This is a genomic window from Tunturiibacter empetritectus, from assembly GCF_013410875.1.
Classification (GTDB): Bacteria; Acidobacteriota; Terriglobia; order Terriglobales; family Acidobacteriaceae; genus Edaphobacter; species Edaphobacter empetritectus.
On record NZ_JACCCU010000001.1, the window covers coordinates 2,463,101 to 2,487,655 of the forward strand.

The window sequence follows — 24,555 nt, forward strand, 5'->3', positions numbered from 1 at the left end:
GCCTTTTTATGTAAGTGCAGAGGCTACTACGGGAGGTAGTAACGCATGCTGGTGAAGACCATGTTGTTGGTGGCCTTGGGGCTGCCGTAGGTGGTGGTGGTTGCACCGGTGGCGCTTGTGATACCAGACCACGCATCACGCGTGAGATAGCTGTACTGCATCTGGTACTGGAGGCGTCCGTACTTGGGGTTGGTGTAGATGCGGTAGGTGAATCCTGCCGTTCCTTCGAAGATGGCACGGGTTGCGCCAGCGCAGCTTCCTGCGCCTGCGGGGTTATAGGGAGCAGAGCCTGCGAAGGGGTTGGTGGTGGTGGCTGTGGGCAGGCCTTCGGTGGAGCAGCCGGAGTCGACTGCGTTTCGCGGCGCGTATCCGATCTGTTTGCCGGCTGAGGCGCCGAGCGTGCTGAGGTAGACGGTGCGCTGGGCGTACTCGCCACCGAAGTAACCGAATACATCGAGCTTCTTGGCGGGGTGAAGCTCAAGCGAGCCAAGAGCTTGGTAGTTCTTAATGGGCGCGAGTGTCCCGTCAGGATGGACGGTGATATCGGGCAGGGTGGAGGTGCCGTAACGGCCTACGCCGGTGCCACCGAGGAAGTGAACGCCGAAGTCAGCAAAGTGCGTAACGGGGACGCGGGCGTTGGCGAAGAAGCCGCCGCCGACCTTGGTGTTGTTGGCCGCACCAGCAGCCGACGGAACGGTGAGGGTCTGGTTGGGGTAGTAGCGGTCACGGAACCAGCGACCCAAGCCGCCAGCCTCGAAGTGACCAACCTTGGCATCGTAGGTGAATTTGACGATGACGTCAGGGGCGATGTTATTGGAGTAGTTCGCAGTGAGGTTATAGAGACCACCGCCAGTACCAGCGTTTCCGATGAAGAAGTTATTGTTGGCGTTGGAGGCGGAGTAGACGTACTCGGCCTGTTCGACGGAGATGGCACCGGTGAGGCCACCGAGTTTCTGCTGGAACCTGACGCCTGGCTGACGCTCCCAGCTAAAACCGACTTGGTACTGCGCGTCGATGGTCATTGGGAGATTTTCGGTGCGGTTGTCGGTGCTCTTCTTGGTTTCGGTGACGAGCGACCACATCTGACCGCCGGTTACCGTGAAGCCGCTGTTGGTGGCGGCCTGACCCCAGATCTGACGCTGACGGAGAGTGTAGCTGTTGCTCTGGTTGTCGTTGCTGGTGGCGCCTGCGGAGAGGAAGTCAGCTTCGACGTAGCCCGACAGCTTGAACGGACCGGGGTTGGCGACAAAGAGTGCGCCGATGCGGCTCTGACGGCCAGAGAAGTTGAATTCGCTGGTGTTGGACTGAGCTGCGCCAGGGTACGGGGTGGAGTTGAATGGCGTGTTGACGTCGGAGTTGAGCGAACGCTGACGGTAGACGGATTCAGCCGCGAAGAAGGCAACGGGGGTAATCGCTACTCCCTTGTAGTGGATTGCCAGAGGCGACTCGAGTTCGTCCGAAATGGTCTTCTTGGTGTCGCTGATGGTCTGGGCGAGGCCGACGTTGGTGGTCTTGAGGTCGGTTACGGTGCTGTTCAAGTTCGAGACCGCCTCGGTGTTGGCCGAGAGGTTCGAGCTGAGGCTGTCCGCCTTGGCCGATGCACTGGCAGCTGCGGTCTGGGCGTCCTGAGCGGACTGCTGAGCGGCCGCAAGCTTCGCGTCCTTATCGGCATTCTGCTGTTTGAGAGCATCGATCTGGGCCTGTTGGCTCAGCATCTGCTCACGCAGCTCGCGGATCTGGCGTGCCAACGGGCTCTCGACGGGCGCCTTTTTGTGAACTGGCGCCTTGCTGGTCGTCTTTTTCGTTGCCGTGCTGGTTTGCGCCTGGAGAGATATTGAACTGATAACCAATATCGCCGCCATAGTCGCTCGTAGTTGCTTCGTCATGGAACCTCGCAAAAGTATGAAAAGGCACAAGGACAACAAGAAAGGGTGCGGGGCTTAGGCCCACTCCAACTCTCTTCCTTTGCTCTTTGACTTATGCTCACAAAGTCGTGTGAACAGAGGAATAATTTGTGCGGTATTCACCGAGAAAATACGTTTCACTGTGGATATTTTTTCGAACTCCGGTAATTTTTTCTGATTTGCCGGAATGAATTGAGTAACCCCTCGCGTCGCGGAACTGATTTACCGTTATCTTCATGCACTCTTACCGACTTGGCGCTCTCATTGTGGGCTTTGGCCTGTTTGCTTCTGTCGCATCTGCTCAGTCTTCTATTAAATTGATCCCGAGGCCGCGTGAGATCCATGCAACGGGGGATGAGGTGCTGACGCATGGGGTGGGTATTTTCTGCGTGGCTCCCTGTGCTGTGGAGGACCGTTTTGCGGCGGACGATTTGGCCGCGTCGCTGAAGGAACGCGACATTGTGGGGTCGACGGGCGCGGTTTCGATTGAGTTGGCACGAACGAGTGCTCATCCGGAGGTGAAGTTTACCGAGGAGATGAAGGCTGAAGGCTACGTGATCGCCGCAGGTGGGGGTGGGCTGCAGGTGATTGGGGATTCGGCGGCGGGTCTGTTTTATGGGGTGCAGACGGTTAAGCAGCTGATTGAAGGGGATGGGGCGAAGGCGGTTCTGCATGCGGCGAATGTGAGGGATTGGCCGACGATGAAGTATCGCGGGCTGGATGACGATCTGTCGCGGGGGCCGGTGACGACACTGGAGTTTCAGAAGCACCTGATTCGGACGCTGGCGGCTTATAAGGTGAATTTGTATTCTCCGTACTTTGAACATACGCAGCAGTATGCTTCGAATCCGCTGATGGCTCCGCCGGGCGGGAGTGTTTCGGCGGAGGAGACCCGGGAACTGGTGGAGTATGCGCGGCTGTACCACATTGATGTGGTGCCGGAGCAGGAGGCGTTTGGGCACCTGCACCATAATCTGGCGTGGGAGCAGTATCAACCGCTGGCGGAGACTCCGCATGGCGCGGTGCTGGCGCCGGGGCAGCCGGGGTCGATTGCGCTGATCAAGCAGATGTTTACCGAGCTAGCGGCGCTGTATCCGGGGCCGTTTTTGCATATTGGCGCGGATGAGACGGTGGACCTGGGGCTGGGGCAGACTAAAGCTGATGTGGATGCGCGGGGTCTGGGGCCGGTTTATCTGGATTTTCTGCAGCGGATTGTGACGGAGTTGAAGCCGCTTAATAGAAGGTTCCTGTTTTGGGGGGATATCGCGCAGGATTCGCCGGACTTGCTGAAGGATCTACCGCAGTCGTTCAAGGATTCGACGATCGCGGTTGCTTGGGTTTATACCCCGGAGGCTCGTGGGTATGACCGGTTCTTGACGCCGTTTACGAATGCGGGGATGGAGACTTGGGTGGCTCCGAGCGTGAACAACTTCAGGAAGGTTTATCCGAACAACAACTATGCGCTCGAAAATATTCAGCGGTTTACGGCCGACGGGCAACGGCTGGGGTCTACCGGACAGCTGAACACGATCTGGAATGATGACGGGGAGGGGCTCTTCAATCAGGATTGGTATGGGATTCTGTTTGGTGCAGCGGCGGCTTGGCAGAAGGGCGAGTCTTCCATTCCAGAGTTCCAGAACTCTTACGCGCAGGTGTTTCACGGCGACGCGACTGGCTATCTGAATGAGGCGCAGAAGGAGATGATGCTGGCGCACTCAGTGTTGAAGGACCAGGCCAAGGAAGGGGATGGGACCAACAGCATCTTCTGGCTGGACCCGATGTCGAAGGATGGGATCAGGATCGGGGCGCAGGTGCTTCCGTATGCACATGAGTTGCGGCTTCATGCGGAGCGAGCGCTGACTCTGATTGCACAGGCAAGGGCTGCTGCGCCTGCGTCACCTACGGTTTCTGCAGGGCCTAAGGCTTATGATCCTGCGGACTCCTATCCTAGTGCGCCTACGACGCTTCGGGAGACTGCGGCTATCGACGCACTTGAACTAGGCGCTCGACGTATGGATCTGATCGGGCTAAAGTTTCAGCTGTCGGAGGAGATTGCAGAGGGTTATCAACGCGCCTACGCGATGCAGAACACGACGGATAAGAAGCAGCGCATGAGTGTGGCGCGAGAGCTCTCTGACATTAACGGGGTGAATGGTCGGATTCAGGACTTCATTGACGCCTATTCCCTGCTGCGTGATCTGTACGAGCAGGCGTGGTACCGGTCGAATCGCGCGTATGCGCTGCGGCCGACGCTGGAGCACTACGACTACACGGTTGGAATCTGGGAGGGTCGGAGCGACAGGCTTCGAAGTGCGCAGCGTCAGTGGTCGGATACACACACGCTGCCGCCGGCTGCGGACCTGGGGATACCACCTCCGGCTCCGGCGGCGAAATGAGTCTGTTTTTGTGCGTTGAGTAGCGCTTAGGTCGCGAAATCTGGCAATCTAAAAGATCATGCTTTCGACGGACTCCATCGGCCCCTCACTCGGAATTGATTTCGGCACAACGAACAGCTCCATCGCGTTTACCCGCGGGAATGGCGAGGTGGAGTTGGTCTCTTTTCCTGCGGGAGCGGCGACTACGGAGTCATTCCGCTCTGTGCTTTACCTGGAGCAGCACAGGCATGCGAGCCGTACGCAGATTAAAGGATTCACCGGGCCGCAGGCGATTGAGCACTATCTTCGTGCCGAGCATAAGGGCCGGCTGATTCAGTCTCTCAAGTCTTATCTCTCTAGCCGGACGTTGACCGGAACTGAAGTTTTTGGGCGGCGTTACACCATTGAAGACCTGATCGCTCGTATCCTCACCGATCTGAGATTGTCTGCTGAGCGGCAGTTGGGACGCCCAGTGCGTCAGGCCACGGTAGGGCGACCGGTGCGCTTTGTTGGCGCAGAGAGCGTAGAAGATGATGACTTTGCTATGCAGCGGCTGCGCCAGGCATTCGTCCATGCCGGTTTTGAGTCGGTCGAGTTTGAGATGGAGCCGATTGCGGCGGCTTACGCTTACGAGTCCACACTCGATCATGATGAACTGATTTTGATTGGGGACTTTGGCGGCGGCACGAGCGACTTCTCGTTGCTGCATGTTGGTCCCGGCGTTCGCGCGCGGGGTCGAACGGCGAAGGATCTTCTGGGCAACAGCGGGCTGGGGCTGGCGGGTGACAGCTTCGACGCTCGGATCGTTCGGAAGCTGGTGTCTCCGGCACTGGGGTCTGACAGCTTGGAGCGGTCTTATGCTCAGGCTCGGGATCGTCCGGCTAGCATCATCCCGGCGGCTCCGGCATGGATCTATGCCAATCTGGAGCGCTGGCACTATCTCTCGTTTCTGAAGACACGAAATGTCGCGGAGATTCTGAAGAGTGCGCGGGCGCGGGCGCAGGAGCCGGAGAAGATCGAAGCGCTCATCAACTTGATCGAAGAGGACCTTGGATACCAGCTACATCAGGCTGTCCAGCGTTTGAAGGTTGACTTGTCACATCACGAGTCTGCCGAGTTTCATTTTCGCGATGGCAGTATGGACCTTGTTGCGACGGTTGAGCGCAAGGAGTTTGAAGGCTGGATCGTGGAGGAGTTGCAATCAATCGAGCGGTGCGTCGATACTCTGCTGGCTACAAGCAATGTTCCTGCCAGAGAGGTTGACCGGGTGTTTTTGACTGGAGGAACCAGCTTTGTTCCTGCGGTGCGTCGCATCTTCGAATCCCGGTTCGGCGCACAGCGGGTGCGTACCGGCAATGAATTTACGTCGGTGGCGTTGGGGCTTGCACTGCGTGCCGAAGAGGTTCGACTAACGGGAAGCTAGGGCAAGAGGCTTAGGGCGTCCTGCCGGACGGGCGCCCTTCGCGGGCGGCGGTCACTTCGTGACTTGTATACCCCTTCGGTTGGCGCTCCCGTTGGTCGCGAGCTGTCTTTCTTTCCGAACCTGCGGCGTTTCGGTCTGATAGGTCATGCGTCCTGGTCTAGTGGTTTCAGGTTCGGCACCTCTGGGGAGAACAAGCGCTACTTGTGGCAGGCTATCGCTATACACTGGCACGAATGTATGTTGCCGTAACTCCAACACGCCTTCATCCCTTCGATCTCGGTTTGATCGTCGTTTATCTGATCGCAATCACTCTCTTCGGCCTGCGATTTCGGAGTGGAAAGGATCCGAATGCGAGATCGCTGCGCAGCTATTTTCTGGCTGACCAGACGATTCCGTGGTGGGCGATTGCGCTGTCGATCGTCTCTGCGGAGACGAGTACGCTGACAATCATCAGCATTCCGGGTGTCGCGTTTGCAGGGGACTTCGGGTTTCTGCAGATTGTGATCGGGTACATGCTGGGTCGCGTGGTGGTGGCGTTGATCTTTCTGCCCAAATACTTTGAGGGGCGGATGTTAACCGCGTATCAGCTGATCGATCAGCGCTTCGGACATACGCTGCACAAGGTGACTGCGGGATTGTTTCTGCTGACTCGGGCGGCGGCTGAAGGAGTGCGGGTGTTCGCGGTGAGCATCGTGGTGGGGATCGCGATTGGGACGCGGGATGTGCTGTCGATTGGAATTATCTCGGCGCTTACGCTGCTGTATACGTTTGAGGGCGGGATGGCGGCGGTGATCTGGACCGATGTGGTGCAAATGGGGATCTACATCGGCGGAACGATGGTTGCGATCTTTACGCTGGGGACGCATGTACCAGGGGGATGGTCGCAGATACATGAAGTCGCGGCGGCGGCGGGTAAGTTTCGGCTCTTTCACTTTGCGCTGAACCTGACGCAGAGCTATACGTTCTGGGCAGGCGTACTGGGGGGGACGTTCCTGACGATGGCGTCGCATGGCACGGATCAGTTGATGGTGCAAAGGATGCTGGCGGCTCGGAATTTGCGCGAGTCGCGGCTGGCATTGCTGGCTAGCGGTGCGGTGATTTTTTTGCAGTTCACGTTGTTTCTATTGATTGGTGTGGGGCTGTATGTCTTCTATGGGCTGCACCCGGCGGTGTTCGCGTCTGCGGATCGAATCTTCCCAACGTTTATTGTGCGGGAGATGCCGATTGGGATTGCCGGGCTGTTGGTGGCGGCGATTCTTGCGGCAGCGATGTCGAATTTGAGCGCGGCGTTGAACTCGCTTTCTTCGACGACGGTGGTGGACTTCTATATGCATTGGCGGCCGGAGGCGGATGACCGCGAACGGATGATGATCTCGCGCTCGAGCACGGTTGTTTGGGCGCTGGTGCTGTTTGGGGTCGCGATGTATAGCGTGTTTGCTGGCGGGAAGGGCCACGTGGTGGAGGTGGGGCTGTCGATCGCTTCGGTGGCCTATGGTGCTTTGCTGGGTGTGTTTCTGCTGGGGACGCTGACTCGATATGCCACGCAGACGGGAGCGATTTTAGGAATGATCTGCGGGTTTGGGCTGAATCTTTTGCTCTGGCTCTCTCCGGGTGTGATCAAGGTGGGACCAGTCACGATTCCGCACATCGCGTTCACCTGGTATGTGCTGATTGGGTCGATTGTTACGTTCGTAGTTGGGTCGGTTGGAAGCTTGCTGTTTCGAGGGGATGGCACGAAGCAGAAGTCGCAGCGCTCTGCGGCTAAGATGGCTGGACTTGTGATCGCGCTGTCTCTTCCCTTTCTGCTTCCATCGCGAGGGGCTGCGGATGTAACGCAAGTGGAAGCGAATAAGGGCTACGACTTCAGCGCAGTCTCGACGCTTGTGGATGAGGCGATAAGCGCGAAGAAGATACCGGGTGCAGTGGTGCTCATCAACCACCATGGCAGAACTGTGTTTGAAAAGGCATTTGGGAATCGTGCACTTGAGCCTGCTGTGGAGCCGATGACGGAAGATACGGTCTTCGATATGGCTTCACTGACGAAGTGTCTGGTTACGGCTACGGCCGTGATGCAGCTCTATGAGGCGCATAAGCTGCAGTTCGACGAGCCGGTGGCAAAGTATCTGCCGGAGTTCGCGGTGAATGGGAAGCAGGCGGTTATGATTCGTGAGTTGCTGACGCACTACTCGGGCTTGCCAGAGGATATCGACCTGAAAGATGCGTGGGGATTGGCTGCTCCGGACAAGGCGGAGGGGATTCGGCGGGCGATGAATGCGACGCTCGAGACTGTGCCGGGAACGCACTTCAAGTATTCGGATATTAACTTCATCACGTTAGGGGCGCTGGTGGAGAAGATTAGTGGGCAGCCGCTGGAGGAATATGCGCAGGAGCATATCTTTGGGCCGCTGGGGATGATGCATACGAGATATCTCCCTATGGGTAAAGCGTGTGGGATGCTGCCGGACAGTACTGGTTTGCTGACGAACCCGGGTGGTCATGGATTCGATCGCTGCAAAGCGGATGGATGGCTTCGGGAGAGATGGATTCCGAACATTGCTCCCACTGCTTATGACGATCAAGGGACGGCGGCTACGAATCCTGACTTTGGCCGGATGCTGCGTGGAACCGTGCATGATCCGACGACTCGGCGGATGGGCGGTGTTGCGGGACATGCTGGAGTGTTTTCTACGGCTCCGGATGTCTCGCTGTTCGCCCAGGGATTGTTGGATCGGCTTGCGGGTAGACCGAGTAACTTTCCGTTGAGTCAGGCGACGCTGAAGTTGATGACGGAGCCGGAGCAGCCGTCTACTGCGGTGAGCGGCGCAACGATCTTTACTCCAGGTGGAAAGACGACTACAGGCGTTGATGTGCGGGGATTTGGTTGGGATATAAATTCGGCGTATTCGCGGCCGCGGGGCGAGGTGTTTCCAATTGGGAGCTTTGGGCATACAGGATTTACCGGGACGTCGTTGTGGATGGATCCAGAGAGCGACAGCTTCGTTGTTATTTTGTCGAATGCGATTCATCCCCGCGGTGCACCACCTATCTCGATGTTGCGGGGGCAAGTGGCCTCTGCTGCGGCCCGTGCGATGCGAATTGGCGCGGAGCATGCAACGACTTTTGCCAGCAGTCAGACGCTCGCGGGAGTTGATGTGTTGGAGGCTACTCATTTCGAGGCTCTGGCGGATGCTGCGAAACGTCACGGTAGTCACCTGAAACTGGGGTTGCTAACGAATCAGACCGGAGTTGACCGCGAGGGCAGGCGGACGATCGACATATTGCAGCACAGCTTGCCGGAGGTTGAACTGAAGAAGTTGTTCTCACCCGAGCATGGATTTCTAGGGACAAAAGATATTGTGAAGATCGGCAATGATGTAGATGCTGCGACCAGACTTCCAATATTGAGCCTCTATGGCGCGAGGCCTGAGCAGCGCCATCCGAGCCTCGAGTCTCTGAAAGATCTTGATGCTGTGGTAATTGATCTGCAGGATGTGGGGGTTCGGTTCTTCACGTATGAGACTCTGGTTGGATACTTTCTCGAGGCAGCGGCGCAGGCTCACATCGAGATTATTGTGCTGGATCGTCCCAACCCAAACGGCGATGTGGCAGTCCAGGGGCCGGTGTCTGATGCAGGGGCCGAGTCCTATAACAACTACATGCCGATGCCTGTGCGCAACGGCATGACTCTCGGGGAGCTTGCACTCTACTTCAACAGTGAACGGAGGGTTCCCGGTCCTACCTCGCCTAACATTCTGGTTCCTATTCATGCGCAGCTAGTTGTGGTGCCGATGCAGAACTGGTCTCGCACACAGTACTTTGATGAGACGGGACTGAAGTGGATCAATCCAAGCCCGAACCTGCGGACTCCGGCGGCGGCTACGCTCTATCCTGCTGTGGGCCTGGCTGAGATGACAAACATCTCTGTTGGCCGCGGAACAGACAAACCTTATGAGCATATTGGCGCACCCTACATCAATGCGCCGGAGCTGGCAGCTTACCTGACCGCGCGAAAGATTCCTGGAGTGAGCTTTGCACCGACTAACTTCGCGGTTGCAGAGGACTCCAATCACTACCCCTCTCATGGGAAGACGATCCCTGGGATTGCTTTTACTGTGACGGATCGAGCTGTTTTCAACTCCCCTGAGATGGGGATCGAACTGCTCAGCGCGTTGCACCATCTCTATCCAGAGTTTCAGCTGGCAAAGGCCGCGTACCTGGTGACGAACGTGGATACGATGCAGGCGCTGACCAACCTGGACGACCCCCGTAAGATTGCAGCTGGATGGGCGAGGGACCTGGCTGCTTTCGAGCGCCAACGCGAAAACTACCTGCTTTACAAGTAATCCGCTTGTGACACGAATTGTGTACCATTCGCAGAGCCGGAAGTCATAATATCCCTTGGTTTCTTCGCCTTATTTACGTCACAATAGTGAAACGCTTCCAGATCGAAGGTCTCCCGCATGCCCCGTATCAACTTTCAACAGCAATTGGTCGCTCTCAAAGACAAACTTCTCGCCATGGCTGCGCTCTCGCAACAGGCTCTTTCGTTGTCGCTGGAAGCTTATCTTACCGGAGATATGAGCCTCTGCGACCACGTAAAGGAGATTGAAGCTGCGATCAACGCGGCGGAACGTGACGTAGATGAGATGGCGTACGACCTGCTGGCCAAAGAGCAGCCTATGGCTATCGATCTTCGTTTCATTCTGTCCGTGATCAAGATCAATGGCGATCTGGAGCGCATTGGGGACCAAGCGACGAACATCGCTTCGCGGACGCAGTATCTACAGGATTCTCCGAAGATCTCGCTGCCGATCGATATCCCGGATATGGGCGAGAAGGTTGGGGTGATGATCCGCAGGGCGATTCAGTCTTTGCTGGAGGCGGATGCGAAGCTGGCGGAGTCCGTACTTGCTATGGACGATGAGATCGACGATATGAACCGCGATGTGCAGAATGAGTTGATCGAGGTGATGCAACAGCATCCGGTGGTAAGCGGACAGGCGTTGAATGCGATCATCATCTCGCGGAACCTGGAGCGGGCGGCCGACCACGCTACCAACATCGCCGAAGATGTAATCTTCTGGGTTCGCGGCTCGGATGTTCGGCATAAGCTCTCACTTGCAGAAGCGGATTGAGTCATGAGTGCGCCGGCAAAGTGAGCAGCCTTGACGTGTGGTCCTGCGACAACTAATCTTAGGGGTATGGTGAGTTCGACTCAGCTTACATCAATGGCTTGTCGCACGTGTTGTCACAACTGCGTGCGCCGTCGCCTTTGCCTGAGTTGTAGACTTACCCGATAAGTCTCCTTTTTCTTAGCAAAGCCACCAGCGCCCACTGAATACGGTGGGCCTTCTTGTTTCTGCCGCACACAAAAGGACACTCCTCATGAGCAACTCAGCCTCTCCTGTTATTAAAGAGACCAAAGCACAAAAGTCCGAACGTTTGAAGCTGGCGAAGAATCCGTGGGAGGCATGGGAGGAGGTTCGTCAGTTTGCCAAGGAGGGCCGCGAATCGGTTCTTCCGGAGTGGGCTGGCCTCTACTTCAAGTGGTGGGGGATCTATACCCAGGGCGATGGAGTGGGAGCCACCGGAGGTGTTGGTGGCGAGGGGAAAGCAACCGAGTACTTCATGATGCGTATTGGCCTGCCGAACGGGATTCTTACCAGCGCACAGTTGCGCGTCATTGCGGACGTTACAAAGAAGTATGCTCGCGATCTTGCTGATATTACGACGCGGCAAAATATACAGCTCCACTGGCTGACCATCGAGGCGTTGCCTGAGGTGGTAGATGCGCTCACTGCGGTAGGGCTCAGCCCAAAGGGTGCGTGCGGTGATGTTGTTCGCAACGTGACGGGCTGCCCGCTGGCTGGAATCGATGGACACGAGCTTATCGATGCTTCGCCTCTAGCTGTAGAGATTGCGCACAAACTCACGGCCAATCCCGAGTTCTATAATCTGCCGCGCAAGTTCAAGATCTCTGTCACTGGCTGCCCGCTGTGGTGCTCGTACCCGGAGATCAACGATGTTGCGTTGACCGCGATCAAGCGCACGATTGACGGCAAGGAAGAGGTTGGCTATACGTTGCGGGTGGGCGGCGGCCTGTCGACCGAGCCTCATCTCGCGGTGCGTATTCCTGCGTTCATCCGGCAGGATCAGGCGTATGCTGCTGTGCATGCCACGGCGGAGATCTTTCGTGAACAACAGGAGTTACGCGAGAACCGCACTCGCGCTCGCATCAAGTATCTTTTTATGAGGCATGGCTGGACCGCAGAGTCTTTTCTGGAGGCATTAGAAGGCAGACTGGGTTACAAACTGGATCCTAGCCCGGTCACCGAAGATGTGATTCCCGATGATGTTTATCGTGATCATATCGGCGTAGCGCCGCAGCGTCAGGCAGGTTTGTCGTCAGTGGGAGCCAGCGTGCTGCGTGGCCGCATCTCGGGCGAGCAACTCCATCAACTGGCTGACCTGGCTGAGCGGTATGGAAGCGGAGAACTTCGCACGACGATTATGCAGAATATTCTCATCGTCAATGTGCCGAACGAGAAGACGGCCGATCTGGTATTGGCGCTGAATGGAATGGAGCTGCACGTGGATGTTTCTGCCTTCTGGCGGGGAGCGATCGCGTGTACCGGCACGGAGTTTTGCAAGCTGGCGATTGCGGAGACGAAGGGCTTTTCGAAGTGGCTGGTCAGTGAGATGGAAGAACGCCTGCCGGGCTTCGACCAGCAGATCAAGCTTCACGTCACAGGCTGCACCAACAGTTGTGGACAGCACTGGATCGCTGACATTGGGCTTGAGGGCAAGAAGATCAAGAAGGATGGGAAGTCGGTGGACGCCTTCTATTTTTGCGTGGGAGGAGCGGTGGGTAAGTTTGCTCGGACGGCTCGACCATTGGGCTATCGCGCTGCGGCGGACGATGTTCCGGATGCGATTGAGCGGTTGTTGCGCGGGTATCTTGACGCTCGTGAGCCGGACGAAGATCTGCGAGCTTACTTTGCCCGGACTGATGACGATAGCCTGCGAGCCCAGCTTGCGGGTACGGTGATCGATCCTGTGGAGCGCGATGCTCCGCCGGTTGGTGCCGGCCGCTACGTGCCGGGAGAGTAACCTAGTTTCATGGACCTTTTCCCTATCTTTCTAAAGATTGCCGGCCGGCCATGCATCGTAGTTGGGGCCGGAAATCTAGCTGAAGCGAAGATCGACTCACTGCTGGCGGCTCACGCAAAGGTGACGGTGATTGCTCCGGAAGCCCGCCCTCGCGTGGTCGAGATGGCGGCGGCGGGCGAGCTCGAATGGCTGCGCCGGAAGTACGTCGAAGGCGATTTGCTGGGGCAGTTCCTTGTGGTCGCGGCAACCGACAATCCTGTGGTAAATCGAGCTGTCTTCCGGGAGGCGACCGAGAAGAATCTCCTCTGCAATGCGGTGGACGACCCACCGTTCTGCGATTTTTACTTTCCTTCTGTGGTGCGGCGTGGAGATCTGCAGATTGCTATTTCAACCGCAGGGGCTAGCCCGGCGTTGGCCCAGAGGCTGCGCAAAGAGATCAATTCGCAACTGCCGCTGGACGTCGGCGACTGGCTGACTAACCTGGGTAATCTGCGACGTGAGGTAACTCAGATAGAACCGCTGAATGAAGAGCGAAAGTGGCTGCTTCACCAACTCGCTCAGCGTGAGGTATGCGGCTACGAGGCGTGCCCGTCTCGCCTGCTTGCCCGCGAGCATGCTTTGACGAATCCATTACCCGAGAAGAAATCGTGAACTCTGCTGCTCAGCCTGGAACCGTCTACTTAGCAGGTGCAGGACCGGGTGACCCGAACCTGCTTACCCTTCGGGTCCTTCGGCTACTTGAAACAGCAGATCTGATTCTGCCTGATGATCTGGTTTCTGCTGAGATACTATCGCTGGCCCATGGGGGGGCGGAGATTATCCCGGTTGGGAAGCGGTGTGGGCAGCCGCGTATTACGCAGGCGGAGATTCACGTTCTTATGCTGGAGGCGGCGCAGGCGGGCCGATCCGTGCTGCGGCTGAAGTCCGGCGATCCGTTGATCTTCGGGCGGGCGGGCGAAGAGATCGGCGCACTGCGTGGGGCGAAGATTCCGTTCGAGATCGTCCCCGGCATTACGACTGCGTTTGCGGCGGCCGCAAGATTGAGAACGCCGCTGACCGATCGCAGCGCAGCTTCAAAGCTGATTCTTGCTACGGCGCACCATGCGGCGGAGAAGCTAGAGCTGACCCCAAAATGGACGGGAGCTCTGCCGGAGAACGCTACGCTGGTGATCTATATGCCGGGACGCAGATTTCGCGCCCTGGCAGAAGACCTTATCTCCTCTGGGATCGCGGGCGAGACGCCGTGTGTTGCGATCAGCAAGGTAACCGCGGCGGATGAACATGTTTACAGTACGACGCTCGCCCAGCTGGATGACGACGCTGTTGGTCCTGCACCCGTGGTCCTGCTGATCGGCGACGCTATTCAGGTGCTGTAGCAGGTACGAGGGAGCTAAAGTCTAGGCTTTGAATCTGCGACGAATTGCGCCAGCTGCACCGATTACTCCGGTAAGGACGAGGACGTAGCTGGAAGGCTCTGGAACAACCGGGATCGGTGTGCCGGGGCCAGTGGGGGTGCCAGGACCAGTAGGTGTGCCGGGGCCGGTCGGAGTACCAGGACCAGTGGGAGTGCCGGGTCCAGTCGGTGTACCGGGGCCGGTCGGTGTGCCGGGGCCAGTGGGAGTGCCGGGTCCAGTCGGTGTACCGGGACCAACCGGTGTACCGGGGCCAGTCGGTAGACCGGGGCCGGTCGGTGCGCCAGGACCGCTGGGAGGTGCTGTAGCTCCCTTTCCTGGAGTGCTGGGAGGCAGCCAGCCGCCTCCGCCGAAGCCTGGCGTGTAGACGGGTGGGCCACCCAACGGAGTCTCAGGCGAGATCCCTCCATAGGAAGGAGGTGGTGGGACGTTGTTGGAGGCAACCATCTCACCGAGATCGGTGGGCAGTAGATCGATACCGTCATTGAGGGAGCGGCCGGCGTGGAGAGTGGCGGGTGTCTCTTCCCCTACCAGCGGCCCATCGCTGCCCCCCTCGGGCAGTACACCACAAGCCAGGTTGATTCGGTGGAGCGTCTGCGGACGCGTCATATGCGGGGCCGGTGCGACAGCGGGAATCAGCTTTGGTCGAGGCTTTAGCTTGCCTTGAGCATAGAGCTTGGCGCGGCGCTTTGCGGCAGCGATGCGCTGGATCTGGCGGGAGTGCGCCAACTCTTGACGATAGGCGACAAACCAACGCTCACAGTCGGTCGATGCGCTAACGCACGAGGCAGAGACACCAACAAAGATCACCAGAAGCAAAAGGTAGGCAAAGCGACGCATAAATCACCCTAGAAAGTTCTCGTTCTTCCAAATAACAGCTTGCTGAACGAACGTTATTGCTAATGCAATCAGTGGACCAAATGAAAGGCACGTTCAACCATGCTGGAAGTTGCAGTATTCGAGCCAAATCTTTGCACAGTTGGGAATATATTACCCTGTAGTAGCGAATTGTTTTCTCTTTTTCTCTCTTTTTTGTTTGCGCAATGGGAAACTCTGTTGAAATTAGCACTCTTTCCCTGCCTACAAAGCTGGCGTAGTTGCCCTAGGCTACCAGTTGGCTTTGGCGCGACGAAGAGGAACAGGCCGGGCCAGCGCTACGCAAATCATTGCAAGCCGACGACCAAAATTGACGTACGGCACAACAATTTGACGCGCAGCACAACATTTTCTCCCGTTTTGCGTTCTTATAGATCAGGATGTCAGGTCCCTCAAAGAGATCTGAATCCCGCACAGTCACTGACGCCTGACGGCGTACTGGGCTTTGCTTAGGAGATTGAAATGCGCTATCTACGCTACCTCGCTCTGCTCGCTTTGTTGATCGTTCCCGCAGCGGCTTACTCCCATGCCCAGGTTTCGGTCGGTGTCGGTATCGGTGGCCCCGTTTACGGTGGCTACGGCTACGGGGCTCCGGTCTGCTCCTACGGGTACTACGGCTACGCTCCTTACGCCTGCGCTCCTTACGGCTACTACGGCCCGTCATGGTTTAGCGGCGGACTCTTTATCGGTGCAGGGCCTTGGTATCGCGGCGGCTACTATGGCTACCGCGGTGGTTGGGGCTATCGCGGCGGCTACGGCTACCGTGGCGGTGTTGGATACCGTGGAGGCTATGGCGGCGGATACCGTGGTGGTTATGGCGGTGGATACCGTGGTGGTTATGGCGGTGGATACCGTGGCGGATATGGCGGCGGCTATCGTGGAGCGTCCGGTGGCGGTGGATTCCATGGCGGCGGCGGTGGAGGTTTCCACGGCGGTGGTGGCGGTGGAGGTTTCCACGGCGGTGGTGGCGGTCACGGTGGTGGTGGACACCGATAACAGGCAATTGACATCGTAAAAGAACGGCTGCGGGCTATATAGTCCCGCAGCCGTTCTTCTTTTAATCAGTTGCTGTTATAAGTGCGATGCTCTCGGATTACTTCTCGGCTATTTCGAGCTTTCCTTACGGTTTCAGCCCAGGCGGCCTTCGGCCTGTTTGGTGGCTTCGTAGATCTGATCGAAGGATTCGACGGCGTAGAGTACAGGCTGCATCTCGCTGGTCTGGAACTCCTGGTCGAGTACGGCGTCGAGGTTGAAGTCTTTGACCTCGCATCCTCCAGCGAGGACCCGGGTGCACTCGCCGTGGGAGGAGATGAGGCCGCTGCCGTAGACCTTGATCTCCCCGTTCTGGCGGATGAGGCCGAATTCGACGGTGAACCAGAAGAGGCGGCCCATGCGCTCGAGGGCCTGGGGGTCGGTGAGGCGGGCGCAGATCTTTCCGTAGCTTTCGAGGAAGTCGGCGAAGACAGGGTGGGCGTGCATGGGGACGTGGCCGAAGACATCGTGGAAGATGTCGGGCTCGGGCGTGTACTCCATGGAGTCGCGCGAGCGGAGCCAGGTGGTGGTGGGGAACATGCGGGCGGCGAGCATCTCGAAGAAGGCATCGGCGGGGAGGAAGCCGCTAACTGGAGTGGACTGCCAGCCGGTGCGGGGCTGGAGGAGCGCACTGACCTCGGTGAGGTTGGGCAACTGGTCCTCGCGGAGGCCGATCTGCTGGAAGCCATCGAGATACTCTTTGCAGGCGTGCTCACGAAGCTGAGGCATGCGGCGGGTTACGAGTTCGCTCCAGATGGCGTGCTGCTCGGGAGTGTAGTCCGCCCAGGTCTGTTCGATGAGGTACGGCGCGGCCACATTCAGCTTGCCCTGTGCCAGATTGAGGGTTGAGGTTGCGATTCCCATGGGGTTCTCTATCGGCTCCTTGTGCCAGCAGAAGGATACATCTTTATGACTACGATTGTGTCAGTTCCCGCTGCTGGGGTACCCCCCAGGGGGTGGGGGTATTTTGCGCGTAAAATACTTGCTTTCAGTGGTTTACAGTGAGTGCCCCTCTGCAAAATATTCATTCTAAACAGGTTGCGGCTAAAATACTTTTTTTGAGTTAGTTAGCGCGTCCTCCATTGCATTCGATGAAAAAGCCCCGGTCGATGCCGGGGCTTTTGACAGCTTTAATAAGTATAGCCTGGGGAGGGAAACTAATACGCCACTCGGATCTCTTTCCTTTTGTGTTAGTTATGCGTCTTTGTCGCTTGACAAGCCAATTTGCTGATGTTTACCCCAAATGGTGCCAAGTCCTAAGGAGAGATCATCCTGAAGAGGATCATCCTGCAGTAAGAGGTGATCTCTCTTCACCATCTCTCGCTGGCTGGTTCCAGTTTACGAACGACGCCATGGATCGCCTGGTTTCCGAAGTGGTTCGTCGCAGGTCCTGTGAAGACCATTGTCATATTGGAATACGGGACCTCGGTTCCTCCGGTGATGCAGACTTGAAGCATCGAGCTAGGCGGAGTCGTCTCGAAGAGGGCACCGCTTCCGTTGCCGGTGATCATGCTGACTGTGCCGGTTACCTGAAAACCCCTTGTCGTGAAAGGTTTCGGGTATGCAGGGCAGCCGGTCATGTCCCAGGTAACTTTGGCGTGCGTCAACCGGATGTGGTGCGTGTGGGCATTCTGGCCTCCTTTGGTGGCATCCAGAACGTTGTTGGTGGTGCCGTAGTCGGACATGGTCATGTCTGCGGCGAAATCAGCGAGCTCGCCCCATTCGTGCAGATCAAGCGACCATTGCCCGTGCATCTCATACGGGCTGCCGGCGATTAGCGGATTCGCCGGCGTGTAGTCGTTGAGCAGACCTTTGAAGTGGAGCGGCCCGCGCTCCTGAGCGAGAGCACAGGTGCCTGCCACCAGGAGAAGAAGAGAGAGAACGCAGGCCGATGAAGGAAGGAATTTGCGTTTCATGAAAGACTCCAGTCTTTGAGATTGGCAACTTGCGCCTGAACTGGCTACACCTTCGGCCATGCAGAGACGGCGGGTCAACCCGCAAGAGACAGAACAACAGCTTGCGGTCAAATACCGCCTTTTACCGTGCCAATTCGACTGCGATAGAATGCCTGCGACAAGCTGGATTTCTCCGGAGATCGCCATGGGTGGGCCGTCGTTTGAAATACCGCTGGCGGAGAGGCTACCCGAAAAGCGGCTGGATTCGTGGAAGGAGATCGCCGTCTATCTCAACCGCGACGTAACCACTGTGCAGAGGTGGGAGAAGCGGGAGGGAATGCCGGTTCACCGGCATGTGCATGAAAAGCGCGGGTCAGTCTACGCCCTTCCCGAAGAGATCGATTCCTGGGTTCAGAGCCGCAGACTCCCCCTTGAGGAAGCGGAGCTTACGCCCGACACTGAACCGCTGCCCATACCCCAGGCTGACAGTGGCGATCGAATCAGTAACATACCGAGATCCCGCTTGTGGTTTGCTTTCGCAGCGATTGTTTTGCTCGCTCTGCTTTCAGCCGTCTGGTTCTTACTGAGGGGTCGCTCCAAGGGTGCGATTCAGCCTGCAGTGCGGTCGCTGGCGGTGCTGCCTTTCAGGAATCTGTCGGGGGATCCGTCTCAGGAGTATCTCGCCGATGGGATGACCGAGGCGCTTATTGGACGCCTCACGGAGATTCACGACCTTCGTGTGATCTCTCACACCTCGGTGATGCGCTTCGGTAATCCCCAGCTCTCCGTACCTGAGATTGCAAAGATACTAGGCGTGGATGCTGTCGTTGAAGGGTCGGTGACCCAGGAAGGCAATCGCATCCGGGTTACGGCACAGCTGATTCGCGGCACCACCGACACGCATTTCTGGTCTGAGACCTATGACCGCGAGATGCGGGACGCGCTCACCTTGGAGAGTGAACTGGCCCAGGCCATCGCAGAAAAAGTTAAAGCAACGGTTACCGGGGAGGAGCGCCAGCGGCTTAGAGCCGCACGCCCTGTAGCGCCTGAAGTCTACGAAAGCTACCTGAGGGGCAGGTTTGTGCTGAGCCGGGGAAACAGCAGAGCTGAACTTGAGCAAAGCATTGGCGATTTTGAGGATGCGATCAATAAAGACCCGACCTTTGCACCGGCGTACCTAGGCCTGGCACAGGCGTACAGCAATCTGGGAACGGTCTTCGTCGGGGTTTCTCCTGCAGAGACGCGACCGAGGGCTATGCTTTTCGCGCGCAAGGCGCTGGCAATTGACCCGGGTCTTGTGGGAGCCCATGTGCTTCTGGCAAATGTCCTTCAGCGGGAGTGGCAATGGGCCGAAGCTGAGACGGAATACAGGCGCGCTCTGCAACTGAACCCAAATGGAGCAAATGCCCATGCCGGACTTGCGTTATGGCTGGTCTGCGAGGGACGACGCGAGGAGGCTATCGAAGAGGTCCAGCGCGGCCAGGAGCTGGATCCGATCGAGGTCTCCGGCGGTAATGTCTCGTGGATTCTGTTTCAGGCACACCGCTACGACGAAGCCATTCGCGAGTCGCGCAGCGCACTGGCGGTAAATCCGGACGATGCGAATACGCTTTCGGGTCTGGGATTTGCACTGATTGCGAACAATCAGCCAGCAGAAGCAATCCCGGCGTTAGAGAAAGCAATCGCTCTTTCGAAGGGTAGTCCTGCAGCAACCGGTGTACTGATCAGAGCGTATGCCCACGCCGGTCGACGCGATGACGCACTGCGGCTGCTTGCGGAGCTGAAGAGACGCAAAGAGACCGGTTATGTTCCGGCGGCTGCGTTTGTGAACGCTTATCTGGGGCTTGGTGAGAACGAACAGGCATTCGGCTGGCTGGAACAGGCCTACAAGGAGAGATCAAATATCCTTCAGTTCCTGATAACCCATCCCTACTTCGACCCTGTCCGTGAAGATCCCCGATTCATGGATCTGGTCCGCCGGGTGGGCCTTGGGTGAAGATTCGAAGGAGACAGCGAAAGCCAAAACCTGATAGGAGAGAGGTATGACTACGAAACAGCTTCTCCTCTTCGGTTCGTCGGTGATTGTCTCCTGCATGTTGTTGGCGGAGTTGCGTGCGTCTGCGGAACCGAAACACGCCCGCGTGGTGCGGTTGGCGGAGTTGGAGATCGATCCGGCGCAGCTTGAGAGTTATAAGGCTGCGCTCAAAGAGGAGATCGAGACTTCGATTCGGGTTGAACTGGGAGTGTTGACGCTATATGCCGTGTCGGTGAAGGATGATCCCAACCAGATCAGGCTCTTTGAGATTTATCGCGATGAGGAGTCGTACCGGGCGCACCTGGAGAGCCCACACTTCAGGAAGTACAAGTCGGTGACGCAGCAGATGGTGAAGGCGCTCAAGCTGATCGAGACCGAACCGGTGCTGCTGGGCTCCAAGTCCAGATGAACTCTACGGCCAACCGTTTCTAAGCACGGGCGAAGAGTGCTTACAGACCTGGGATTACATTGGCGCGGAGGGCTGCGAGGGCCCGGCGTGGAGCGCCAACGTGGTGCCTCCATGGATATGGAAAAGAGCCGCACACGTGTCCTCGTTCGCATGCGGTCAACGCATCCCTGGGCTCAAAAGTGGAGAGTGACCCGACGAGATTCTGCCGATACTCCGTATCCGCATCGCGGCGAAATTCCGGAGCCGGCTCCACTGCTCCACACCGGATCGTGAACGCGACGAAGCTTCTGGTCGAAGAGCGTCACGTCTTCGAAGGTGAAGGTCCGATCCGGAGGATAGTCGTCGCAGCGGACCACATAATAAGCTTCGAGCACGCCACCGAAGGCCCAATTGAAGACTTGCCGGTCGCTGGGAGTGTCGGCGAGAGTCGTGCTCTGGCCGGTCGAAAGGTCGACGGAGAGCACGTTCCAGGTGGCACAACTCAACGTGCCGGTCCCGCAGGTGTTGGTCATGGACCCGTAGATCCTGTCACCCGTCTGGACGTTCACTGCTGGACTGGCGACCACGATGCCGCTCAGGCAGCAGTTCCAACTGGCGATCGTCCACTGGCCGCCATACAAACCGAGGACGGGCTGAAGAATGCTCGTCTGCTGGTCGTTGATATCTTCCAGTCCAGGGAAGAAGAATAGAACCTGACCATCCTCGGCAAGCGGATGAGGCGGGACGGTCCACCTCGCGATAAGTGCCCCGTAGGAGCTGGATGGGGAGCCAGTTGTTACGTTGCTGTTCTCTACCCAGCCGTTCACTTCGGGAGATTGTCCGGTGCGGGTCTTACTGGTCTGGCTTGTCTGGGGAGCACCCGAATTCATTGGATTCCCCGTCGCCGTGAAGTGAGGGTAAGCGCAGGAGGCGGCGCTGGCCTGGATGGAACCATCGGCGTGTTGCATGCGGTGGTCGGGTAACAGGCGTTCGCCGGGCTTGAGGACTTCAACGCACGAGGAGTGGAAGTAACCGAACGGAGTAATGACAAAGCCGGCCGGTACGTTCGCGGGTCGGGCGGTCCCTGCCAGGGGAAGCTGCGGAGTGGCAGTCTCGTCGGCCTGACCGGCAGACGGGACGCTAAGCACTGCGATGATTATCGGCAATGCCAGGAAGATCTGGATGTGTTTGACGAACCTACCTGAAGGGAAGCTCACGGGGTCTCCTTAAGGCGCACCTAAGCTCAGCGCGGGGAATGAATTTTTAGGGGGAGTGGCGGCCGCCAGCCCGTACTCGCCGACCGGGTACGGGAAGCCAAAATTCTATTCCAAGGTTTAAAAAATGAAAAGTTTTTTTTGAAGACATGCCAAGGCGAAAGCGATCATACAGGCGACTCCCGTCAAGGAAGAATCAACCTGTGTCTGGAAGGTGCGCAGAGGCGTCGGCAGCTTTGCCGCCTACCTTGCGGGGGAGTTTCGGCTGACTTAGCTTTTGAACGACGGGTGAAACTGCCGTCATCGGCATCGATTACATTTTGGCGCGGAGGGGCTGGGAGGGCTCGGTGTGGGGCGCCATTTGACCTTCGGTGTCGACGAGATACTTTTTCAGCAGCTCGTGGTGGAGGCAGTAGAGAGCCAGCTCGAGGCGGTCGGAGACGCCCAGCTTGTCGTAGACCTTGCGCAGGTAGTTCTTGATGACCTGCTCGGTGGTGCCGATCTGGTAGGCGATCTCTTTGTTGCGCATGCCGCGGGTGATGCAGCTGATGATGGCGAGCTCTTTTTTGGAGAGCTTGGGCTGAACCTTTGGGTCGGTGAGGTTGGTGGCCTGGGAGCGGTAGGCCTCGATGACCCAGCTGATGGATTGGTTATCGATCCAGGTCTCGCCTTCGGCGATCTTGCGGACGCATTTGACCAGGAGGTCGGGAGAGATGGAGCGGGGCACGACACCGCGAACGCCGCGGCGATAGAGCTCTACGGTGTTGGACTCGTCGGCCTCGGTGACCTGGACGATGAGCTTAGCTTCGGGGGCCTGACGAACGAGTTCGGGGATGGCGTCGATGGTGCCGGAGATGAGTTGGCCTTCGAGGAGGACAACGTCGGTCGGGTAGCGCTGGAGAGCGGCGTAGAGGTTCTGGAGCGTTTCCACCTGGGCGACGACGCGGATGTCGTCTTCGAGAGCAAAGACCTTCTTCATTCCTACGCGATAGATGGCCTGGGAGTCTGCGAGGATGACACGAATGCCTGCAGTGGGAGTGGAGTCCTCTTCCGGCAGGTCTTCGTTGTTTCGGATTGGGTCAAAATTAACTACGGTCATAGATCAAGCCTTTAGAGAATATTCGTCGATCACAGCAGCGGCTTTTTTTGTTCCACTTTGCAGATAGTGGCGAACGACGCGGCCAATGCAGTGTATGGTGACATCGTTTGCGGCGCCCATGACCTCTGCCGGCATTGCGATCGTGAACTCGATTCTGCTATCCACCCGCGGCAACTGATCACTGACAAAGAGCAGACCGTTGGCCGAGATGTTTTCGGTCATGGCTTCCAGTTCACCGTTCTCCGTCAGCACCCTTATGGGGAGTCTCATAGGGAAACGTACTGCGGTACGAACTGGATTTTCCCCATTTGGCATCTGCCATTGAGCCACTCGACCTCCTCCGGACCTGGATTGCAGATAGGACATAGTTTCAGAACCCCGCCAATGACTGACACTGTGGAGTTTACCCCACCTTTTCTTAAGCGCCAGCTTTTTTATGAATAGAAGGTTATTCTGGCGGGCACAGAGCGGCAGAGCCACCGACCCATAACCGGTCGCGATTGTGGTCGACGCCCATCATAAGACCACGTCCGAGACGGACCAGGGCGATGGCGGGTTGGAGGGTTTCGCCGTCGGGCCAGAGGTACATGATGCGGATCTCGGCCTGGGTGGGGCCGTGCGGGGTGTCGATGACGGGCTCGAAGGCTACGCGCTGCTGGAGGAGGTAAAGGTGGCGTTGGTCCGGGGGGATTGCGTTGAGGTCGTCGTCGGTGGGGGCGAACTGAATTCCCTTCCCTGCAAAGGAGTAGAGGGGCTTGAGGAGGAGCTGGTTGCGGTCTTCTGGAAGGCCTTCGCGGTTGCGCTCGGCGTACCAGTTATTTAGAAAAGCGGCTTTGGGGACGGAGGGATGGTGGAGATAGGGGAGCGAGAACTTGCTGATGCGGAAGTACCAGTTGGGATGGCCGGCCCACTCGACCTGTAGGTCGTCGCGGTAGTCGAAGGGGAGATGGATTTGTTTGCGCTCCAGCTCGTCGACGATGGCTCGGTTATAGATGCGGTGGATGGGGATCTCGCGGCCGTTGCGATGGTAGAAGAGGCGGTTGCCACGTTTGATGAGGGTAGTGATGTCGACGGTGGCGATGCCGAGCTTGTCCTCGTAGATGTTGAAGTCGGGGAGGGTCTTCTGGTGGGCGGGGTCGATCTCGAGGAGGATGACGTTCTCGGGTGCGTGATTGTTGAGGATGACCTTCGAGAGGAGCTGCCAGTAGGTTTGCTCGTTAAGGCCGCCGAGGTGCCAGGTGAGCGCAGGGTCGAGGTTGTAAGTTTTGATGTACTGAGGGGCGAGGATGTCCTGATAGCCAAAGATGGAGGGGAAGGCCTGGAGTTCGACGAGCTTTGGGCTGAGGGTGCCGTCGAGGTTGCGCGTCAGGCCGAAGTCTACGGTCATGAAGTTGGGATGGTGATTTTCGTTGGGCATGCGGTACTGCGCGGGAACGCACTGCTCGGAGGCCTGCAGGTAGGCGGGGTTGTCGAGGAGCTGATGGGTGAGCTGAGCGCCGGTCTGAGCGAGCTCCTGCATGAGGGAGTTGGGGAAGAAGCAGGGGGTTTCGGCGACGCGGAAGTCGACGGTGGTTCGGGTGCGGCGATTGAGGCGGGCGAGGAGGTCTTCGTATTTGGCTGTGGTGAACTGCGCGTTGAAGCGGTCGCGATAGGGCTGCAGCATGGGAGCTAGTGTAGCTGCCCACTTCGTGGGGCGTATACCGGCTTCGCCCTGGGCCTCCCGATGGTCGGCGGAAGATTTTCGATCGCGACCAACGGGAGCGCCAACCGAAGGGGTACACACGTCACGAAG

General features: G+C 57.8%; 18 protein-coding genes. 10 read left to right on the forward strand and 8 right to left on the reverse strand.

Features of this window, described 5'->3' with window-relative positions:
• Positions 1–26 precede the first annotated feature (26 nt).
• On the reverse strand, positions 27–1,748 hold the full coding sequence (locus HDF08_RS10405) for a hypothetical protein (RefSeq protein WP_257030957.1): 1,722 nt from the start codon (positions 1,746–1,748) through the stop codon (positions 27–29).
• A gap of 392 nt (positions 1,749–2,140) precedes the next feature.
• On the opposite strand from HDF08_RS10405, the gene HDF08_RS10410 reads away from it, so the two are divergent.
• The 7 genes from HDF08_RS10410 to cobA all read left to right on the forward strand — a co-directional run bounded on the left by HDF08_RS10410 (position 2,141) and on the right by cobA (position 14,188).
• A complete protein-coding gene (locus HDF08_RS10410) occupies positions 2,141–4,300 on the forward strand; it encodes a beta-N-acetylhexosaminidase (RefSeq protein WP_179638370.1) in 2,160 nt (719 codons plus the stop codon).
• Between the two features lie 58 nt (positions 4,301–4,358).
• Complete coding sequence (locus HDF08_RS10415; protein WP_179638371.1) at positions 4,359–5,702, forward strand: Hsp70 family protein; 1,344 nt, start codon at positions 4,359–4,361, stop codon at positions 5,700–5,702.
• 233 nt (positions 5,703–5,935) lie between these two features.
• A complete protein-coding gene (locus HDF08_RS10420; RefSeq protein WP_179638932.1) occupies positions 5,936–10,045 on the forward strand; it encodes a sodium:solute symporter family transporter in 4,110 nt (1,369 codons plus the stop codon).
• A 117-nt stretch (positions 10,046–10,162) separates the two neighbouring features.
• On the forward strand, positions 10,163–10,837 hold the full coding sequence (gene phoU, locus HDF08_RS10425; RefSeq protein WP_179638372.1) for a phosphate signaling complex protein PhoU: 675 nt from the start codon (positions 10,163–10,165) through the stop codon (positions 10,835–10,837).
• A 250-nt stretch (positions 10,838–11,087) separates the two neighbouring features.
• The gene (locus HDF08_RS10430) at positions 11,088–12,812 is read left to right on the forward strand and encodes a nitrite/sulfite reductase (RefSeq protein ID WP_179638373.1); all 1,725 of its coding nucleotides are present in this window, start codon (positions 11,088–11,090) and stop codon (positions 12,810–12,812) included.
• Between the two features lie 9 nt (positions 12,813–12,821).
• Positions 12,822–13,463, forward strand: a complete 642-nt coding sequence (locus HDF08_RS10435) for a precorrin-2 dehydrogenase/sirohydrochlorin ferrochelatase family protein (RefSeq protein ID WP_179638374.1) — start codon at positions 12,822–12,824, stop codon at positions 13,461–13,463.
• On the forward strand, positions 13,460–14,188 hold the full coding sequence (gene cobA, locus HDF08_RS10440) for a uroporphyrinogen-III C-methyltransferase (RefSeq protein WP_179638375.1): 729 nt from the start codon (positions 13,460–13,462) through the stop codon (positions 14,186–14,188). Before HDF08_RS10435 ends, cobA begins: the two co-directional genes overlap by 4 nt.
• A gap of 21 nt (positions 14,189–14,209) precedes the next feature.
• Here cobA and HDF08_RS10445 read toward each other — a convergent pair whose 3' ends face one another.
• Entirely contained in the window at positions 14,210–15,064 is an 855-nt protein-coding gene (locus HDF08_RS10445; RefSeq protein WP_179638376.1) for a PEP-CTERM sorting domain-containing protein, read from the reverse strand.
• Positions 15,065–15,562: 498 nt separating this feature from the next.
• Between HDF08_RS10445 and HDF08_RS10450 the strand changes: the two genes are divergently transcribed.
• Positions 15,563–16,096, forward strand: a complete 534-nt coding sequence (locus HDF08_RS10450; RefSeq protein WP_179638377.1) for a hypothetical protein — start codon at positions 15,563–15,565, stop codon at positions 16,094–16,096.
• Between the two features lie 132 nt (positions 16,097–16,228).
• On the opposite strand, the gene HDF08_RS10455 is transcribed toward HDF08_RS10450, so the two are convergent.
• Positions 16,229–16,996: a phenylalanine 4-monooxygenase gene (locus tag HDF08_RS10455; RefSeq protein WP_179638378.1), complete on the reverse strand. Its 768-nt coding sequence runs from the start codon at positions 16,994–16,996 to the stop codon at positions 16,229–16,231.
• A 446-nt stretch (positions 16,997–17,442) separates the two neighbouring features.
• Positions 17,443–18,048 carry a hypothetical protein gene (locus HDF08_RS10460; RefSeq protein ID WP_179638379.1) on the reverse strand — a complete coding sequence of 202 codons (606 nt, stop codon included), beginning with the start codon at positions 18,046–18,048 and terminating at the stop codon, positions 17,443–17,445.
• Positions 18,049–18,196: 148 nt separating this feature from the next.
• On the opposite strand from HDF08_RS10460, the gene HDF08_RS10465 reads away from it, so the two are divergent.
• Both HDF08_RS10465 and HDF08_RS10470 read left to right on the forward strand, forming a co-directional pair.
• Positions 18,197–20,023: a tetratricopeptide repeat protein gene (locus HDF08_RS10465; RefSeq protein WP_179638380.1), complete on the forward strand. Its 1,827-nt coding sequence runs from the start codon at positions 18,197–18,199 to the stop codon at positions 20,021–20,023.
• A gap of 46 nt (positions 20,024–20,069) precedes the next feature.
• A complete protein-coding gene (locus HDF08_RS10470; RefSeq protein ID WP_179638381.1) occupies positions 20,070–20,471 on the forward strand; it encodes a putative quinol monooxygenase in 402 nt (133 codons plus the stop codon).
• A gap of 173 nt (positions 20,472–20,644) precedes the next feature.
• On the opposite strand, the gene HDF08_RS10475 is transcribed toward HDF08_RS10470, so the two are convergent.
• The 4 genes from HDF08_RS10475 to HDF08_RS10490 all read right to left on the reverse strand — a co-directional run bounded on the left by HDF08_RS10475 (position 20,645) and on the right by HDF08_RS10490 (position 24,426).
• Complete coding sequence (locus HDF08_RS10475; protein ID WP_179638382.1) at positions 20,645–21,667, reverse strand: hypothetical protein; 1,023 nt, start codon at positions 21,665–21,667, stop codon at positions 20,645–20,647.
• A gap of 310 nt (positions 21,668–21,977) precedes the next feature.
• Complete coding sequence (locus HDF08_RS10480; protein WP_179638383.1) at positions 21,978–22,763, reverse strand: response regulator transcription factor; 786 nt, start codon at positions 22,761–22,763, stop codon at positions 21,978–21,980.
• Between the two features lie 3 nt (positions 22,764–22,766).
• Positions 22,767–23,093, reverse strand: a complete 327-nt coding sequence (locus HDF08_RS10485) for a PilZ domain-containing protein (protein WP_353069102.1) — start codon at positions 23,091–23,093, stop codon at positions 22,767–22,769.
• Between the two features lie 118 nt (positions 23,094–23,211).
• The gene (locus HDF08_RS10490) at positions 23,212–24,426 is read right to left on the reverse strand and encodes an ATP-grasp domain-containing protein (RefSeq protein ID WP_179638384.1); all 1,215 of its coding nucleotides are present in this window, start codon (positions 24,424–24,426) and stop codon (positions 23,212–23,214) included.
• Positions 24,427–24,555: the final 129 nt, after the last annotated feature.